Annotated in this window: 14 protein-coding genes and 1 rRNA gene; 4 read left to right on the top strand and 11 right to left on the bottom strand. The window is 52.9% G+C overall.

Annotated features, from left to right (window positions below; genetic code table 11):
• Nucleotides 1-78: ribosomal RNA gene (gene rrf, locus NXT09_RS22655) — 5S ribosomal RNA — on the top strand; the annotation flags it as partial.
• A 304-nt stretch (nt 79-382) separates the two neighbouring features.
• Nucleotides 383-1663, top strand: coding sequence for an MFS transporter (locus NXT09_RS20830; protein ID WP_240583649.1), 1281 nt, complete (start codon nt 383-385; stop codon nt 1661-1663).
• Nucleotides 1664-1771: 108 nt separating this feature from the next.
• Here NXT09_RS20830 and pssA read toward each other — a convergent pair whose 3' ends face one another.
• From pssA to trxC, 4 genes are all read right to left on the bottom strand, one after another.
• Entirely contained in the window at nt 1772-3127 is a 1356-nt protein-coding gene (pssA, locus tag NXT09_RS20835; protein WP_268581048.1) for a CDP-diacylglycerol--serine O-phosphatidyltransferase, read from the bottom strand.
• 197 nt (nt 3128-3324) lie between these two features.
• Entirely contained in the window at nt 3325-5976 is a 2652-nt protein-coding gene (locus NXT09_RS20840; RefSeq protein WP_268581049.1) for a bifunctional acetate--CoA ligase family protein/GNAT family N-acetyltransferase, read from the bottom strand.
• A 32-nt stretch (nt 5977-6008) separates the two neighbouring features.
• Nucleotides 6009-6722: a tRNA-uridine aminocarboxypropyltransferase gene (locus NXT09_RS20845; RefSeq protein WP_306417557.1), complete on the bottom strand. Its 714-nt coding sequence runs from the start codon at nt 6720-6722 to the stop codon at nt 6009-6011.
• 182 nt (nt 6723-6904) lie between these two features.
• The gene (gene trxC / locus NXT09_RS20850) at nt 6905-7324 is read right to left on the bottom strand and encodes a thioredoxin TrxC (protein ID WP_039277103.1); all 420 of its coding nucleotides are present in this window, start codon (nt 7322-7324) and stop codon (nt 6905-6907) included.
• A gap of 249 nt (nt 7325-7573) precedes the next feature.
• On the opposite strand from trxC, the gene NXT09_RS20855 reads away from it, so the two are divergent.
• Both NXT09_RS20855 and NXT09_RS20860 read left to right on the top strand, forming a co-directional pair.
• On the top strand, nt 7574-8725 hold the full coding sequence (locus NXT09_RS20855; RefSeq protein ID WP_268581050.1) for a tRNA/rRNA methyltransferase: 1152 nt from the start codon (nt 7574-7576) through the stop codon (nt 8723-8725).
• Between the two features lie 69 nt (nt 8726-8794).
• Complete coding sequence (locus tag NXT09_RS20860) at nt 8795-9229, top strand: DUF3574 domain-containing protein (RefSeq protein WP_268581051.1); 435 nt, start codon at nt 8795-8797, stop codon at nt 9227-9229.
• A 50-nt stretch (nt 9230-9279) separates the two neighbouring features.
• Here the strand turns inward: NXT09_RS20860 and NXT09_RS20865 are convergent, their stop codons facing one another.
• From NXT09_RS20865 to NXT09_RS20895, 7 genes are all read right to left on the bottom strand, one after another.
• The gene (locus tag NXT09_RS20865) at nt 9280-10464 is read right to left on the bottom strand and encodes a NupC/NupG family nucleoside CNT transporter (RefSeq protein WP_203470820.1); all 1185 of its coding nucleotides are present in this window, start codon (nt 10462-10464) and stop codon (nt 9280-9282) included.
• A 206-nt stretch (nt 10465-10670) separates the two neighbouring features.
• Nucleotides 10671-12206 (bottom strand): multidrug efflux MFS transporter permease subunit EmrB, encoded by a 1536-nt coding sequence (gene emrB / locus NXT09_RS20870; protein WP_268581052.1) that lies wholly within the window; start codon nt 12204-12206, stop codon nt 10671-10673.
• A gap of 17 nt (nt 12207-12223) precedes the next feature.
• The gene (gene emrA, locus NXT09_RS20875; protein WP_010282662.1) at nt 12224-13399 is read right to left on the bottom strand and encodes a multidrug efflux MFS transporter periplasmic adaptor subunit EmrA; all 1176 of its coding nucleotides are present in this window, start codon (nt 13397-13399) and stop codon (nt 12224-12226) included.
• A gap of 275 nt (nt 13400-13674) precedes the next feature.
• Complete coding sequence (gene mprA, locus NXT09_RS20880; protein ID WP_240583644.1) at nt 13675-14190, bottom strand: transcriptional repressor MprA; 516 nt, start codon at nt 14188-14190, stop codon at nt 13675-13677.
• A gap of 189 nt (nt 14191-14379) precedes the next feature.
• Complete coding sequence (gene ygaH, locus NXT09_RS20885; RefSeq protein WP_014916438.1) at nt 14380-14709, bottom strand: L-valine transporter subunit YgaH; 330 nt, start codon at nt 14707-14709, stop codon at nt 14380-14382.
• Nucleotides 14706-15437, bottom strand: coding sequence for an AzlC family ABC transporter permease (locus tag NXT09_RS20890; RefSeq protein ID WP_205554694.1), 732 nt, complete (start codon nt 15435-15437; stop codon nt 14706-14708). The genes ygaH and NXT09_RS20890 overlap by 4 nt, the downstream gene beginning before the upstream one ends.
• A 185-nt stretch (nt 15438-15622) precedes the next feature.
• Nucleotides 15623-16843, bottom strand: coding sequence for an MFS transporter (locus NXT09_RS20895; protein WP_205554696.1), 1221 nt, complete (start codon nt 16841-16843; stop codon nt 15623-15625).
• Nucleotides 16844-16993 lie beyond the last annotated feature (150 nt).

Here is a 16993-nt window from a genome sequence, read left to right on the forward strand (position 1 = left end):
GCCGAACTCAGAAGTGAAACGCCGTAGCGCCGATGGTAGTGTGGGGCTTCCCCATGTGAGAGTAGGGAACTGCCAGGTTTCAATTAAGACAAAAGGCCATCCTTAACAGGATGGCCTTTTGTTTATTTCTATTTCAGGATAGTAAACTCTTCCTTTTACCTGAATAGACTCTGCTTATCTTCTTATTAACCCACCTCATAATAACGTCCTGTTTGTTACCGCTTTATTTATCCGTGTTTCAGTTAATGATAATTAAAGGCACGGCTTGCGTTGTTACATTAATAAATTATTACAATCAGGAACTTTTTGCCTCAGGGTTTAAGTGCTGCTTTACTATAGCGGGCATCGTTTTATGCCCGGAAAAACAGGAGAATAAAATAGGATGACTGATCTAACGGAAAATGCGAAAGATACGCGTCAGCGTATCCGAGCTATAGTTGGCGCTTCATCGGGTAATTTGGTTGAGTGGTTTGATTTTTATGTTTATTCCTTTTGCTCAATCTATTTTGCCCATATCTTTTTCCCTTCGGGAAATACCACCACTCAATTACTACAAACCGCAGGGGTTTTTGCAGCAGGCTTTTTAATGAGACCGATAGGCGGTTGGCTTTTCGGTTACATTGCAGACAAGCATGGTCGTAAAAATTCAATGCTAATTTCAGTCTGCATGATGTGTTTTGGATCTCTGGTTATTGCATGTTTACCGGGATATGAAACCATTGGCACCTGGGCTCCCTTTTTACTGTTATTAGCCCGTTTATTTCAGGGGCTTTCTGTCGGTGGAGAATACGGCACTAGCGCAACGTATATGAGTGAAGTTGCTGTTGAGGGAAGGAAGGGATTCTATGCTTCTTTTCAGTATGTCACGCTGATTGGCGGTCAACTGCTGGCGCTGTTAGTGGTTGTAATATTACAGCAGATTCTGAGTGATGAAGATTTACGGGCGTGGGGATGGCGTATTCCTTTTGCTCTCGGCGCTATTTTGGCGATTGTTGCGCTTTATTTACGTCGCTCTTTGAATGAAACGTCTGATAAAACGACTCGTGGTCATAAAGATGCTGGCTCACTTGCGGGTTTATGGAAACATCGTCGCGCCTTTATTACCGTACTGGGTTTTACGGCCGGTGGTTCTTTAGCTTTTTATACGTTTACCACTTACATGCAAAAGTATCTGGTGAATACGGCAGGAATGGATGCGAAAACGGCTAGCGGGTTAATGACCCTCGCACTGTTTATTTTTATGCTGCTACAGCCGTTCTTTGGTGCGATGTCGGATAAGATTGGTCGTCGTAGCTCCATGCTCTGTTTCGGCGGACTTGCGGCATTGCTGACGGTGCCCATTCTGACGGTACTGCAGAGTGTGACTAGCCCTGTCATTGCTTTCTCACTGGTGATGCTTTCACTGATTATTGTCAGTTTCTACACGTCTATCAGCGGCATTTTAAAAGCAGAAATGTTCCCGCCTGAAGTCCGGGCGTTGGGGGTAGGCTTATCTTACGCGGTTGCTAATGCGCTGTTTGGTGGGTCGGCTGAGTATGTTGCACTTTCGCTGAAATCGTTTGGTATGGAAACGGCTTTCTTCTGGTACGTCTCAGTGATGGGGGCTGTTGCGTTTATTGTGTCATTGACGCTGCATCGCAGAGGCAAAGGAATGAAGCTTTAGTTTTCAGATCGCTGCCATAACGCCTGGCTGGTAGCTGCATCGGCCAGGCTCCCAAATGACAATAAAAAACCTCGGCTTCCGAGGTTTTTTTAAAGCAGATCACGGGTCTTAGAGAATACGACTGATGAGTCGATCGATACGGATACGGCGCAGACGTCGTATCAACTTGCGGACTTTCACCGGGTATTGCGCAATGCTCTCCAGTTCCGTATAGCTTTGTACGACGTGAGTATGCGTCCTGATCGTGTCCAGCTCGTCCAGACGTTGCTGCAATAGAACCTTCTGAGGATCGTGAATCAGGATGGCATTTTCCAGATCCAGACGCCATGCGCGCGGGTTAAGGTTATTTCCCGTCAACAGTTGCCACTTGTCATCTACCCACATGCCTTTCAGATGGAAGCTGTTATCACCGTCTTTCCATAGCCGCACAACAAGCTGCTGATTCTCAATATAGCGTTCCAGACGACTCAGGAAACGGCGTAGGTTGATCTCATAGAGATACGGTAATGCGCCGATGATTTTGAAAGGCTGATCTTCTGGAATATAGAAGTCGTTAGCGGTCTTATCACCGATAATAATTTCTACTTTTTTACCGTCTCGCAATAGCCGGATGATATTTCTCACCAGCAGAGCTGGCAGGTTGAAATACGGAGTGCAGATAACTATATGCTCATCAGCGCAATACATCAGGTGATGTATGGTCTTATTCAGCGGGCTTTGTTTTCCTAACCCGACCAGTGGTGTGACGGTTAATTCGTTCGCGTCCGTGCTGTGTTCCGGAGCCTTATAATTGGCAGTACGTAACGTTTGGCGGAACTGCTTGATATCATTTTTTATTTCCAGGCTTTTCGGACGATCGGTATGATCCAATCGCTGTACTGCCGGAGCCGTCAGCATGGTCTGGATATATTGCACCATCGTATCGGCCAATACCGGATTATGAATCAGCTGATAGCGGTCATAACGGTATTTCTGATGTTGGTGCAGATAAACGTCATTCAGGCTGGCTCCGCTGTAGATGACAGTGTCATCGACAATGAAGCCTTTCAGGTGCAGTACGCCCAACGCTTCACGTGTGTTGACAGGAATACCATAGATAGGGAAATGCGTGTCTGGATGTTTTTTCGCCATATCGCAATACCAGTCAGCATTGGTATTTTCTGCCACTGCGCCGATCCTGCCGCGCTGAGCACGATGCCAGTCTACCAGAACGCGGACATCCAGCTCTGGGCACTGCCGTTTGGCTTCATAAATTGCGGATAGAACCCCCATGCCGCCATCATCGCGCTCAAGATATAACGCCACGATATAGATGCGTTTTTTAGCACTCAAAATGGCGTTAATCAGCGTCGTGCGGAAAAGCTCAGGCGAATGCAACGTCTGAACATCATCTGCGTTCTGAGGAATTCTGGGCAGTTGTGCAAGGTGCTGTTGGTATTTATTGCGTTTAAAATTTGACAGCATCACAGTGCGTTTCTTCTCTCATCAGTTTATACCCACCATACTTCGAGCTGCATTAGGGTATATGACCTTCTGGTCATTATCAAAAGTTAAGGAGTAGCCGAATGGGCGATAATACCATTACTTTCCGGCTGTTGTGAGTCTGTTTTGCCATTGAATCGGTATCACAATTCCCGTTGCAAGAGCCATGTCACGTCTTGCTATCCATTCTTCAGCGGCAATTCCAGTGTCACAATTCCCTCTTCTAATTGTACGTCGATGTGAAAACCGAGCTTTTTGGATAGTTGGATCATGCCTTGATTATGCGGCATGGTGATGCCGGTCAAGCGGGAGAGGCCATGCGCTTTGGCGTAATCAATCAGCTTTTCCAACAGACGTCTGCCAAGGCCCAGCCCTTTTAGATCGGATCGCACCAGCACGGCAAATTCCGCATCCGTATTATCCGGATCGGAAATCGCACGCGTCACGCCAATAATCTCAGTCTCCTCACCGAGCTGGCGCACGGCAACGAATGCCATCTCACGATCGTAGTCAATTTGTGTCATATTGGCTAAGTCTTCGTGAGTAAATTCATTAATTTCGCTGAAATAACGGTAATACAGGTCTTCTTTCGTCACTCTTGCAATGAACGAACTGAGCAGCGGTTCATCTTCCGGCAAAATTGGCCGGAACAGACAGCTATCACCATTTTTGAGGGTAACCGTTTCTTCCAGCTCGTGTGGATAAGGGCGGATTGCCAGCCTTGACTGCGGATCGCCACTGAACGGCGTCAGATGTAGCGTGACATCCAGCAGCGTAAAGGTGTCCCCAGATGCCAGCAGAGGATGAATATCTAGCCGGGAAATTTCAGGACAGTCGAGAATCAGGTTCGATACCTGAACCAGCAAGCGGCTGAGCGCGGGAATGTCCAGCGGACGCAGCGCGCTGTATTCCCGAATCTTGCCACCTTTCACCGCTTGCAGCACCAAATAGCGAGCCAGCGTCATATTCAGCGGCGGCAGTGCGACGGCAGCCTGTTTTTCTCGCCACTCAACGCCGCCTTCCCCCAGCATAATCAGCGGGCCGAAAACGGGATCCTGCTCGACGGCAATCCTAAGCTCCTGCGCACCGGCGCGATTTGCCATGCTCTGCACTAACAGGCCGTAAATGCGTGCCTGTGGGTAGGTGCGTTTCACTCGGTCAAGAATGGCATCTGCCGCCTGCTGGACTTCTCTGGCGGTTCTCAGGTAGAGCATGACGCCCTGAACTTCCGATTTATGCGGAATATCGGGCGATCTCAGCTTAATCGCAACCGGGTAGCCAATTTGTTCGGCGATATGGACGGCTTCGGCGCTGTCGCCCGCGATCCAAGTGGGTAAGGTATCCAAACCGTAGGCTTGCAGGATCGGCTGAACTTCATGCGTATCAAGCTGCGTCACGCCGTCTGACAGCGCCTGATGAATCAGCGCATGTGCCTGACTGGCGTTGATGCCTAAATTCAGCGGCAGCGCCGGAGTTTCCTTCAGCTGTTTCTGATTACGCCGATATTCGACGATATGCATAAATGCCGTAACCGCGCCTTCCGGCGTGCGATAGGTCGGAATGCCTGCGTCGTTAAACAAGCGCCGTGCTTCCTGCGAGGAGAATTCACCGCACCAGTTGGTCAGCAGGGTAATTCTTTTCCCACGCGGATGCTGTTGGAAGAGCGTAATCAATTGCGCAGCGCTATCGGTGCTGGGGGCAGCAGCGCTAGGGGCGTGAATGATTAATAGTGCATCGACTTCATCGCTGTCCAGTAATACCGAAACCGCTGCCTGATAGCGGGCCGCAGTCGCGTCATCACGCAGATCGAGTGGATTGCCAATCGTGACGGTTGGCGGCAACGCTTCCTGTAGTGCTTGTTGGGTCGCCTCGCAGAGCTGTGCCAGCTTGCCTTGTCGGCTGAGGAGCTGATCTAGCGCCTGTGCGGCCGGCGATGCGCCATTGCTCACCAGCATCAAGCGTTCACCACGCAGCGGCCGCAGGTGGCTTAAGGTTTCCACCGCGGAAAAAAGCTCATGCGTATCCCGTACCCGCAGTAAGCCTGCGCGTTGAATTGCCGCGTCATAGGCGGCATCCAGACCGTGGCGCTGGTCATTCAGTAACTGCTGTGCCTGCTGGCTACGCCCGCTTTTTATCACCAGTATCGGTTTATTTCGGGATGCGCTACGGGAGGCGGAAAGAAAGCGGCGCGCATCGCTGATGTGTTCCAGATGCAGCAGAATCGCACTGGTTTTGCCATCGCGTGCCAGAAAATCTAACAGGTCGTCGACATCAATATCCAGACTGTCGCCCAGAGCGATGAAATAGGAAAAGCCAATACCGCGCTGCTGCGCCCAGTCCAGTATCGTGTTGGACACGGCGGCCGACTGCGAGATAAACGCCAGTTTGCCTTTCATAATCGGAACTGGGGAGAAACTGGCATTCAGGCCTTGCCAGGGCGCGAGTAGCCCGAGGCTGTTGGGGCCAAGCAGGCGCATGTGGTAGCGCACGGCGCAGGTCTTTAATTCGCTGAACTGAGTTGGCGGTGCGGAGAGGATGATGACCGTTTTGCAGCCTTTCTGTCCTAGATCTTCTAACAGCGTGAGATTACGGCTGGCATTGGTGCAAATCACGGCAAGATCGGGCGTCATGGGCAGGCTGGCGACCGTCGGGTAGGCCAGCACGCCGCAAACGGCACGATATTTCGGTGTAACAGGCAGCACGGGACCGCTGAAATGGCCGTCCAGCAAGTTTTTCATCATCAGAAAACCGGCTCGTCCCGGCTTTTCTGACGCGCCGAGGACGGCGATAGACTTAGGGCGTAACAGTGCTTCCAATCCGCGCTGGCTCATGCGTCACTCCTTTAGATCAATCCCCTTTGATACTAAACGCTTTCTGCCGCTTGTGCTGTGACGATGGGTAAATTTTCCCGCACGCTGTGATGTGGTTTCCCCGCCAGATAGTGCCGTCGGAAACGGTCAAAATGCTGTGATAGTGCGTCGGCCGCGACGATGTCCCCCGCCTGTGCGAGCAGTGCGATGGCAATCTCGGCGGTGCAGTGCTGTCCTGCGCTACTGGCTTCACGAAGTTGATAGCGGGAAAGCGCTTCTACATTCAGTGACAGGATCGGCAGGTTGTCCAGATAAGGGCTTTTGCGGAACATTTTACGCGCTTCCGGCCACGTACCATCGAGTAAGACAAATAGCGCGGGCTTTTCCGTTGCGGGAAGCTGGTGAAACACCTGGCGTCCTTCTTCCGCGGCATCGGCAAGGAAAACCAGATACGGCTGAACGTCCGGGTTTTGCAAAGTAGCAAGCAACTCGGGATCGGGCTCGGTGCGTGACCAGCGAAATGCCTGCGTCTCAGGGAGAATATCGGCGATAAGACGTCCGGTATTGCTTGGCTTTAACGGTTCGGTATCAAACATTACCAGACAGACGCGGCTGCGGGATTGCTGTGCCTGAATGGTGTGGCACAGGCAGTTGGTTGCGGGTAATAAACACTGCTGACAGCGTACTACGCGGCAGCCACGGGCGCGGAACGGTTTGGTTGACTGCTCAAGACGTTGCTGGCGCAGACGGAGTACGGCATTGTCCATGAGGGGACGATTGACCATTAAAGGATGGTTGAGCATGAAATAGATGACGCCATGAGATTCTGCAACGAACCGGCTTCGTTTTCATCATTGAGAAGCTGATTCAGAAAGGCGACATTCTAATCGACAGGCGGGTTGACCAAAAGGGTAGGAGGCAATAATACCTACGCTCCTACCCTAATTCCCTACAGCGATTCGTCCAGCCAGCTCTCGAACTGTGCTTTTGGCAGCGCGCCGTTGAGGATGTCGACCATCTGGCCCTGTTTAAAGATCATGAGGGTTGGAATACTGCGGATGCGGAAACGTGCGCTGAGTGCCGGTTCGGCTTCGGTATTGACCTTAATAAAGCGCACTTTCCCGCTACGCTCTTGCGCGACATTTTCAAACACCGGAGCAAAGTTGATGCAGGGGCCACACCAGGGCGCCCAGAAATCGATCACGACGGGAAGATCGTCCTGTAACAGCTTATCGAGCGTCGCTTCTGTGGCATTGGTAACGTCACCGCTGAATAAGGTTTCTCCGCAACGACCACACTTTGCATGGTCATCAACACGCTCTTCTGGCAGGCGATTGGTTGTTTGGCAAGATCCACATACCGTATTCATAACAGGGCCTCAGATAAAAGGGCTAAAATAAAGATGTCGCTGATAAAATGCGCGCAATGCGGCATTGTAAAGTCAACGTCATGTTGCTTAAGCGTGAATAAATTATGGTGGGGAGACATTATGGCAACAACGTGGTTTGCCCAATAGCTACAATAGCTTCTGACTGTTAGCGCTCTTTTACCACAAGCGTGTGGCTAAGCGGGTGTACATAAGGTAATCTTCGCGCCCAGCGCGTAGGTGGAGAGAACAATGAGCGATTCATTCAATAGTAAAAGCGGCAAAGTCCGTGTGATGTACGTCCGCAGTGATGATGAGGGCGAGAAAGAGAATAAAAACAAGCGCCCAACTGACAAAGATCGCCGTGGCGATCGGCGTGATGGCGGTGGCTCTCGCGATCAACGCGAAAAGCCGAAGCATCCGCGTGACGTTAACCCGCGCTATGCCCGGGAAAATCCGTCCCGCGACGGCGATAGCAATGCGAAATCGCCGTGGGGCAATAAAGATCGTAACGAACGCAGCGGTGATAAGCCTCGTCGGCCGCGTGGTGACGATTCCGGTGGTTATGAATCACCGTGGAAAACCGTATCTCGTGCGCCAAGCGACAGCGAAACGCCGGACCATGGCGGGATCACGGGCAAGAGCCATATCGATCCTGAGCAACTGCGTCGCCAGCGTCAGGAAGAAACACGTGTCTACGGTGAAAATGCCTGTCAGGCGCTGTTTAAAAACCGCTCTGAGGTAATCGTTCGTGCCTGGTTCCTGCAAGAAGTGACGCCGCGTTTCCGTGATGCACTGCGCTGGATGGCGGCAAACCGCAAGGCTTACCACGTTGTGGAAGAGGAAGAGCTGATTAAGGCTTCCGGCACCGAGCACCACGGCGGCGTCTGTTTCCTGATTAAAAAACGTCAGGGACTGGATGTGCGTGAGTACCTGAAAACGGCTGGCGAGCAAGACTGTGTACTGGCGCTTGAAGATGTGGGTAACCCGCACAACCTCGGCGGCATTATGCGCAGCTGCGCGCATTTCGGCGTGAAAGGTATTCTGGTGCAGGATGCGGCGCTGCTGGAATCTGGCGCAGCCGTGCGTACGGCAGAAGGCGGTGCGGAACACGTTAAAGCGATCAACGCTGACGATTTCCTGTCCGTGCTGGCGGAATTCCGTAACGCAGGCTATACCATCGTGACCACGTCCAGCCATAAAGGCACGGCATTGTCGCAAGCGACGCTTCCAGCGAAAACTGTGATCGTGCTGGGTCAGGAAGGCGATGGTCTGTCGGATAGCGCCTGGCAACAGGGGGACGTAAAAGTCTCTATCGGCGGTACCGGTAAGGTGGAAAGCCTGAATATTTCTGTCGCAACGGGCATTTTGCTGTCCGAATGGTGGCGACAGAACCTGGCCTGATATCACGCGTCGACGCTCAGGGAGCGTGGGCTCTCTGGGTAGGTGTCACCACGGATGAGAGGACGATTGATGAAGCAGAAAGTTATCGCGGTATCGTTGCTGTTGGGTACATTGCTGGTCAGCGGTTGCAGTTCGCTTCCGCACTCGTCTGTTGCCGCTACGCCAGCCGCTGATGCGTGTCAGATTGGCGATAAGCAGGTGCAGACCACGCTTTATTTTGGTTTGAATCGCCCTGCTGGCCCGGTGATTTCAGATGCTGAGTGGAAAGCATTTTTGGATGGTGACGTTACGCCACGCTTTAAAGAAGGGCTGACGGTATTTGATGCCAAAGGACAATGGCTAGGGAACGATGGCGTGGTTGCCCGAGAGAACAGCAAGGCGCTGATGTTGATTCACGGCCCCGACCGGGAGCGTGATATTGAAGCGCTGCGTACCATCTACAAATCACGTTTCGCGCAGGAATCCGTCATGCGGATTGATGCACCCGTCTGCGTCGCCTTCTGATTTTTCCATCAGCCCCTTTTCAGGGGCTGATGATTTTCATCACACACGTATTACAGCACCAGTCCCGCTACTGCCGCAGACAGTAAACTCACCAGCGTAGAACCATAAACCAGCTTCAGGCCGAAGCGTGATACCACGTTGCCCTGTGCTTCATTCAGCCCTTTGATGGCACCCGCGATAATGCCGATTGACGCGAAGTTAGCGAAGGAAATCAGGAATACGGACAAAATGCCCAAGCCGCGTGGCGACATCTCTGCCGCGATCTTCTTCAGTTCGATCATGGCAACGAATTCATTCGCCACCAGCTTGGTCGCCATGATGCTGCCCGCGTTCAGGATATCGGAAGACGGAATGCCGATCAGCCAGGCCAGCGGTGAAAAAACATAGCCCATAATTGCCTGGAAGCTAATGCCGAAGACGGTGCTGAACAACGCATTCACGGCGGCAATCAAGGCCACGAAGCCGATCAGCATCGCCATGATAATCATCGCCACTTTAAAGCCGGCAAGAATGTATTCCCCCAGCATTTCAAAGAAGCTTTGGTCTTCATGCAGCTTTTCCAGCTTCAGTTCGGGTTCGTCGTCAGGCTGATAAGGGTTGATGATCGACAGAATGATAAAGGTGCTGAACATATTCAGAATCAGTGCCGCAACGACGTATTTGGCGTCCAGCATGGTCATGTAGGCGCTGATAATCGACATGGACACAGTCGACATCGCCGTCGCGGCCATGGTGTACATCCGCCGTGGCGACATGTCGGCAATGATGCCTTTATAGACGATAAAATTCTCTGACTGCCCGAGCAGCAACGTACTCACGGCGTTAAACGACTCCAGTCTCCCCATCCCGTTGACCTTGGACAGCAAAGTACCGATGCCTTTGATAATCAGCGGTAAAATTCGCCAGTGCTGCAAAATGCCGATCAGCGCAGAAATAAAGACGATAGGGCAGAGCACGTTGAGGAAGATAAAGGAAAGTCCCTGCGCGTTCATCCCACCAAACACAAAGTCGGTGCCTTGATTGGCAAAAGATAAGAGCTTTTCAAACAAGCCGGCAAAGGCGCTAATCGCGTTAAGCCCAATGCTGGAATGTAAAAGGAAATAGGCCAGCAAAATTTCAATCACCAGCAGTTGCACAATAAAGCGCAGTCGGATGCGTTTTCTGTCGTGACTGACGAGCAGTGCCAGCAAAAAAATGGCTGCCGTTGCCAAAATGAAATGTAAAACCTGTGACATAGAAGAACCACGTAATCCCTGAATAAAAGAGGCGCATTGTAATCGGAATGTGAAAATATGTTTATCCCGAATCTGTAAATCCTTATTCGCTACAGCGCTATAAGAAGGGGGGATGTATTCGAGTCATCAGGGGACGGTGGGAAGGGTAAAAGAGCATTCCCCTTCGGCCAGTTGCTGGCAGAAGGGGAAAGAAAGCGGACAGTGAATTAGTGCGCGCCACCGCCTCCACCGCCAGTGGTAAACGGCGGTTTAGCGAACCAGACCAGCACCAGCAGGACCAAAAATACGGCTGCCGCTGCCCAGAAGATTTCGTTGGCGGAAATAATCAGGCCCTGTGCGGTAATCTGCTCTGCAATGTAGGCTGAAGCCTGCGTTTGGCTCATCCCCATCGCCTGAAGCTGCTGGTACGTTTCCTGTGCGATCGGATTATACGGCGTGATAGATTCCGTCAGGTGCGCATGGTGCAGCGATTCGCGCTGTGTCCAGAGCGTGGTGGTAATCGACGTCCCGATCGATCCCGCCAGCGTTCGGGTAAAGTTCGACAGACTCGATGCTGCCGCCAAACGTTCCGGCGGAAGACCCGACAGCGTGATGGTCGTCAGCGGCATGAAGAAGCAGGCGACGGCAAATCCCTGAACGAACTGCGGCCAGGCCGATGCACCGAAATCCATGCCCGGTTCGAAGGTGTACGCTCGCCAGTAAAAGCAGACGGCGTACATGATAAAGCTGAATGTCACCAGTTTGCGCATATCCAGACGCGGTGCGAATCGACCGATGATCGGCGACAGCACCACCGGCATCAGCCCAACTGGTGCGGACGCCAGTCCCGCCCAGGTGGCGGTATAGCCATACACCTCCTGCAACAGCTGCGGCAAGAGTACGATTGCCCCGAAGTAGAACATATAGGCAAGGCTGATACACAGACAGCCAATGGTGAAGTTGCGCGATTTAAACAGCGACAAATCCACCACCGGGTGGTCGTCCGTTAGCTCCCAGACAATCAGGAACGCGATCGCAATCACCGCCACCACGGTCAGGGTGATGATTTCCGTCGAGTTAAACCAGTCCAGCTCTTTGCCGCGATCGAGCATCATCTGGAGGCTGCCGATGCCGACAACCAACAACGCCAGCCCGATGGTATCGATGGGCCTGATCTCGGTTTTGGTTTCCCGTCCGCGCAGCGTTTGCATGGCAATGAACACCACGGCGATGCCCAACGGCACGTTGATGAAGAATATCCAGCCCCAGTGATAGTTGTCGCTAATCCAGCCGCCCAGAATCGGGCCACAGATCGGCGCGACGACCACGGTCATCGACCACAGCGCCAGAGCGATACTGCGTTTTGCGGGGGGATAATTGCTGAGCAACAGGCTCTGTGACAGCGGGATCAGCGGCCCGGCGACAATCCCCTGCAACACGCGGGAGAAAATCAGCATTTCCAGGCTGGTGGATATCCCGCACAGCCAGGACGTCAGGGCGAAGAGCGCCGTTGACCATAAAAACAGGCGGACTTCACCAAACCGTTTGGCTAGCCAACCGGTGATAGGAATAGAGATGGCGTTGGCGACGCCGAACGAGGTGATGACCCACGTTCCCTGTGAGTTGGACGCACCCAGATTACCGGCGATGGTCGGAATAGCGACGTTGGCGATGGTGGAGTCCAGCACCTGCATAAACGTTGCCAGCGACAGAGCAACGGTCATCCAGGCCAGACTCGCGCCTTTAAGCGGTTCTCTCTGCACGTTTCTCTCCTGCCCGATTAACCGGCGTTCGCCTGAATAATGGCGCTGATTTCCTGATTAACAGGCGTGAGATCCAACGTCAGAGCATCACTTTGGTAGGCTGGCGTAGTGCGTGAGGTTTCTGCCAGCGCACTGCCTTCGGTATTGGCGGTATCGACATTAACCAGCGCGGACAGACCGATGCGCAGCGGATGTTCGGCGACCTGCTTCGGATCGATCTCAATACGCACGGGCAGGCGCTGCACGACCTTGATCCAGTTGCCGGTGGCGTTCTGAGCGGGTAGCAGAGAGAACGCGCTGCCGGTTCCCATATCGAGGCCGACCACTTTCCCCTGATACACGACGTCGTCACCGTAGATATCCGCGATCACGGTAGCCGGTTGGCCGATACGCATATTGGCTAACTGCGTCTCTTTGAAGTTCGCATCGACCCACAGGTGATTGGCGGGGACGACGGCCATCAGCGCTGATGTCGAAGAGATTCGCGCCCCAATCTGCACGCTGCGGCGTGAGACATAGCCGTCAATCGGGCTGACGATCTTGGTGCGTTGTAGCGCCAGCCAGGCATCGCGCATTTCTACGGAGGCTTGCTGTATGGCGGGTTGCTTCTCAAGCGGCGTATCCAGAATCATGGCCTGATTTGCCTGATATTGCTGTCTGGCGACTTCCAGTGCGGCTTTGGCGGTCGCAACGGCATCGCGAGCATGCTGCACTTCTTCACGCCCGATAGCATTGGCGCTGCCGAGTGCTTCCCGGCGGCTCAAGTCACTTTGTGCCTTGTTCAGCTCGGTTTGGCGCAGCTCGATATTGGCCTGATACTGCTTGCTGTTGATGATCAACTGGTGCGTCTGGCGGACGCTGTTGGCCAGCCCGGTTTTCGCACGTTCAAACGCCTGCTGGGCATCGGTCGGATCTAACTCCACCAGAACCTGCCCCTGCTTAACAAAATCGGTATTGTCGACGTTAACATGGGTGACGCTGCCGCTGACCTGCGCCATGATCTGAATCTGATTGCCTGCGACGTAGGCGTCGTCAGTGCTTTGGTGGTGTCTGAGCACCAGGAACCAGTAAACCAGCCAGGCACAGCCCAGCACGACGAAAATAAACGTCAGCAGCGATAACACGCGTTTGCGCTGCTGTTTTTTGTTTTTCTGTGGCGTTTGCGGCACCTGATTTTCCACACTTTCACTCATGCTCTTCTCTCTCTTTTTATTTTCTTTGTATCGGCTATCGCACCAGACAGAGCAGCCTGGCGATAGTCGCAATGAATTCATTTTGCTGTGCGGCCCGGGGGGCTTAAGGTTGCCCGCCCGGAGCGTGAGATTGCCGTTTTGCTAAGCCGCATATCGCGGTTGCTGAGAGGTTATGCCTATTTTTTTGCAGCAAAACGCCTCCGCCCGATACATAAGCATCGGGTCATTCCGGGTGGAAAGGTGCTGACTATTGTTTTTTGTTGTTGTTTTTTCTGTTATTCGTTGACTGACTCGTCCATCTCATCCAGTCGGACCAGCATCTTTCTCATCAGGCTTTCGAGCTGTTTTTGTTCACCGGATTCAAGCGCAGAGCAAAGCACATGAAGGCTGTGGTGCTGCGGTGGAAGTAATTGGCCAAGAAATGCTTTGCCTTCTTCTGTCAGATGCAGATGCAGGCAGCGTCTGTCGCTACTGCTCTCGCGTCGTTCAATCCAGCCTCTCTTCTCCAAATCGTCGGCAATGCGCGTCGCATTGGTACGTGACGATCCCAGTGCGGCACTGAGTTCAGAGGGCTGAATGCTATAAGACTCTTGAGATTCCAGCGTCAGCAATGCCATGAAGAGGGTTTCATTGATGCCCTGTTCTTTCAGAATTCGGTTTCTGTGTTCCAGGATTTTGCCCTGTACGTGCATGAATAAACGCAGCAATAGCACTTCCTGACGCGGGAAGTCGGGCTTACGCGAAGCACGCAGGTCGAGCATTTGTTCTATAGGAGTGAATGAACTGTCCATTTTTTATATAAACCTCATTAATCACGGAGTGCATAGTAACTAATGTTACTAACTGGGTAAACGGCATTAAGGTGGGAAATTGTGCTTATTTCTGTGACAGAAAGTAAGCGGAGAATCTCTGAAAATGAAGATTATTCACCACTTATTTTATTTAAATCAAAATGTTAGTTGATAATTCGCGCCGCGGATTCAAAGCAGTTTAAAGGCAATGCCGTAGCAGAGCGCGCCCAGTAACGTGGATAAGACGATACTGCGGGTTTTATAAAAACAGGCGGTCAGCGTAATAAATCCTACCAGCGTTGGCAGCAGCTTTTCACGATGCGCGAGAATATCCGGCACGCTGGAAACAATCAGCAGCGCACAAATGGAAGCAATGCCGATACTATCAAGCAACAGCGCTTTTTTACCGCGTTGCAGCGAGCCGGAAGCGCGTGAGGCGCTCAGCCGTAGCGGCAGATAGCGGAAGAGGTAGTTTACCAGCCCGACAATCAGCCCGATAAGAATGACTTCTGTACTCATGCGTTCACCTGTGGCGTGGCAGGATTAATCAGCGAAGCCAGGCAGCCGCTGAGAATGCCGAACAGTATGGCGGCTGGGATGGAGGAAAGCAGCAGACCAAGCAGCGCGCCGCCGAGCGCACAGGCGACGACCAGACTCTGTTTCCGCCTGAAGGACGCGAGTAAAAAGCTTAGGAAAAGTGCGGGCAGCATGAAAGACAGTGCCGCTTCGACGGCGGGGTAATCATTCAGCGGGCCGTTACCGAACACGGCGCCGATCACCGTGCCGAGCACCCATGAGAGCCAGGCGAGCAGCGACACGCCCATCATCCACTCTTCTGACCAGCGGCGGTTATCTTTCGCCAGTCGGGTGGCGGCTGCGGCAAAGACTTCGTCCGTCAGACCGAACGCCCAGAGCGCGGTTTTTCGGGTCGGCAACCGCTGCGCAATACGATGCCGTAACGCGGGTCCATACAGCACATGGCGGACATCCATCGCCATGACGGTCAACGCTGCCACCCAGATGGACATGCCTGCGCTGAGCAGGGCGGTGATGACGAACTGGCTGGCCCCAGCGTAAATGATGCAAGAAAGGAAAATGCCTTCCAGCGGGGTAAAACCTAGCTTGACGGCGTTCATGCCAAACGCGAATGCTACGGGCATGTAGCCGATAACAATCGGCAGACTGTCAAATACGCCTTCGCTAAAAGACGCAGATTTTGTCGGTGCAGATGAGGTTAATGTCTTCACTGGCTTGATATGTTGTGTTCTTAAAGGAAATTAACCGGTAACACTAGCAAAGCGTCACCGGAATTTCACGTTATTGCGTAACAGGCGTGATGGTTTTTGCTGCAATGGTATCGGGCGTAATTTTCTCGCGAGAAACTGTCTAAAAATAAGACAGTCTCAAGCGAGCGTGTTGCAAATACGAAGGTTTACAGCGCCGCCATCGCTTCCTGCGTTTCGTGATGATGGCTTCGCCACCACACCAACAAATTCAACAGGCTGATGATGCCGCCCGCGGCACAGACGCCCAGCCAGCCCCACTGCTGGTAAGCCGAAGCTGAAAGGATCGATCCCAGTGCGCCGCCGATAAAATAGCTGGTCATATAACCTGATGTCAGGCGATTACGTGCTTCGGGCATCATACGGTAGATCACGCTCTGGTTGGTCACGTGTACGCCCTGAACCGCCAGATCCAGCACGATGATGCCAATGAGTAGCGCGGCTACGGAATGAATACCGAGCGCGATAAAGCCCCACGACAGCAAAAGCAGGATGATCCCGACGCTGGTGGTCGGCTTAGCCTTGCCCTGATCGACTAAACGCCCGGCGCGTGATGCCGCTAAGGCTCCGGCTGCACCAACCAGCCCGAATAGGCCGATAACGCCTTCGGAATAGCTGTAGGGTGGTGAGGCCAACAGGAAGGCCATTGACGTCCACAGAATGCTGAAGTTAGCAAAGGACAGGCAGCCCAGGATGGCCCGCGTGCGCAGCAGCGGGGTGGTGGAGAACAGGCGGAAGATTGAGACGAGCAACTGCGGATAGTTCAGCGTGTTTTGCTGAGGAATGCGCGGCAATGCCCGCCACAGAATTAGCGCCATGATGACCATCAGCGTGCTGGCAACCCAGTACACGGTGCGCCAGTCACCGAGTGAAGCCAGTGCACCCGCGACGGTACGCGCCAGCAGAATCCCCAGCAGTAGGCCACTCATAATCGTGCCAACGACTTTACCGCGCGTTTCCGGCGTCGCGAGCGTGGCGGCGAGAGGCACCAGCAACTGCGCGACAACGGAGAACAGCCCGGTTAACGCCGTACCCGCAATCATGATCCAGAGTGTGGGCGCAGAGGCGGTGATCAGCATCCCGCCTGCGGCGAGTAACGTCATGCCGACAATCAGCGTCCGGCGTTCAAACATATCCCCTAGCGGCACCAAAAACAGCAGACCGACGGCATAACCCAGCTGTGCAGCGGTGACAATAAACCCAGCCTGATTGACGGAAAGTGCAAAGACTCTGGCAATAGTCTCCAGCAGCGGCTGGGCATAATAGTTACTGGCGACGGCAAGACCGGTCGCGACAGACATAATCAGGGTCAAAGACAGGCTAAGCCCCGGTTGCGGCTGGGGTGATACAGATTGTTGCTGAAGAGACATAGTGTGAACGTTAATATGATGTTAAAAGCAGAGGGTATAGTATCCGGCAGAGCCTAATGAGATACCAGAATATCTTTACGCTTCTTAAGTTTGTTTTGTTTTTAATGATATTGATTTAGCTTATCGCCGGCGTCATAACATTATCGACAG

It is taken from the genome of Pectobacterium jejuense (genome assembly GCF_026800125.1).
Taxonomy (GTDB): Bacteria; Pseudomonadota; Gammaproteobacteria; order Enterobacterales; family Enterobacteriaceae; genus Pectobacterium; species Pectobacterium jejuense.

Bases quoted from the DNA above. Each gene is read 5' to 3' on its own strand.
- ygaH (WP_014916438.1), bottom strand. From the start codon at position 14,709: ATGAGTACAGAAGTCATTCTTATCGGGCTGATTGTCGGGCTGGTAAAC.
- mprA (WP_240583644.1), bottom strand. From the start codon at position 14,190: ATGGACAGTTCATTCACTCCTATAGAACAAATGCTCGACCTGCGTGCT.
- NXT09_RS20840 (WP_268581049.1), bottom strand. From the start codon at position 5,976: ATGAGCCAGCGCGGATTGGAAGCACTGTTACGCCCTAAGTCTATCGCC.
- NXT09_RS20845 (WP_306417557.1), bottom strand. From the start codon at position 6,722: ATGGACAATGCCGTACTCCGTCTGCGCCAGCAACGTCTTGAGCAGTCA.
- NXT09_RS20860 (WP_268581051.1), top strand. From the start codon at position 8,795: ATGAAGCAGAAAGTTATCGCGGTATCGTTGCTGTTGGGTACATTGCTG.
- NXT09_RS20895 (WP_205554696.1), bottom strand. From the start codon at position 16,843: ATGTCTCTTCAGCAACAATCTGTATCACCCCAGCCGCAACCGGGGCTT.
- NXT09_RS20855 (WP_268581050.1), top strand. From the start codon at position 7,574: ATGAGCGATTCATTCAATAGTAAAAGCGGCAAAGTCCGTGTGATGTAC.
- NXT09_RS20830 (WP_240583649.1), top strand. From the start codon at position 383: ATGACTGATCTAACGGAAAATGCGAAAGATACGCGTCAGCGTATCCGA.
- NXT09_RS20865 (WP_203470820.1), bottom strand. From the start codon at position 10,464: ATGTCACAGGTTTTACATTTCATTTTGGCAACGGCAGCCATTTTTTTG.
- pssA (WP_268581048.1), bottom strand. From the start codon at position 3,127: ATGCTGTCAAATTTTAAACGCAATAAATACCAACAGCACCTTGCACAA.
- trxC (WP_039277103.1), bottom strand. From the start codon at position 7,324: ATGAATACGGTATGTGGATCTTGCCAAACAACCAATCGCCTGCCAGAA.
- emrA (WP_010282662.1), bottom strand. From the start codon at position 13,399: ATGAGTGAAAGTGTGGAAAATCAGGTGCCGCAAACGCCACAGAAAAAC.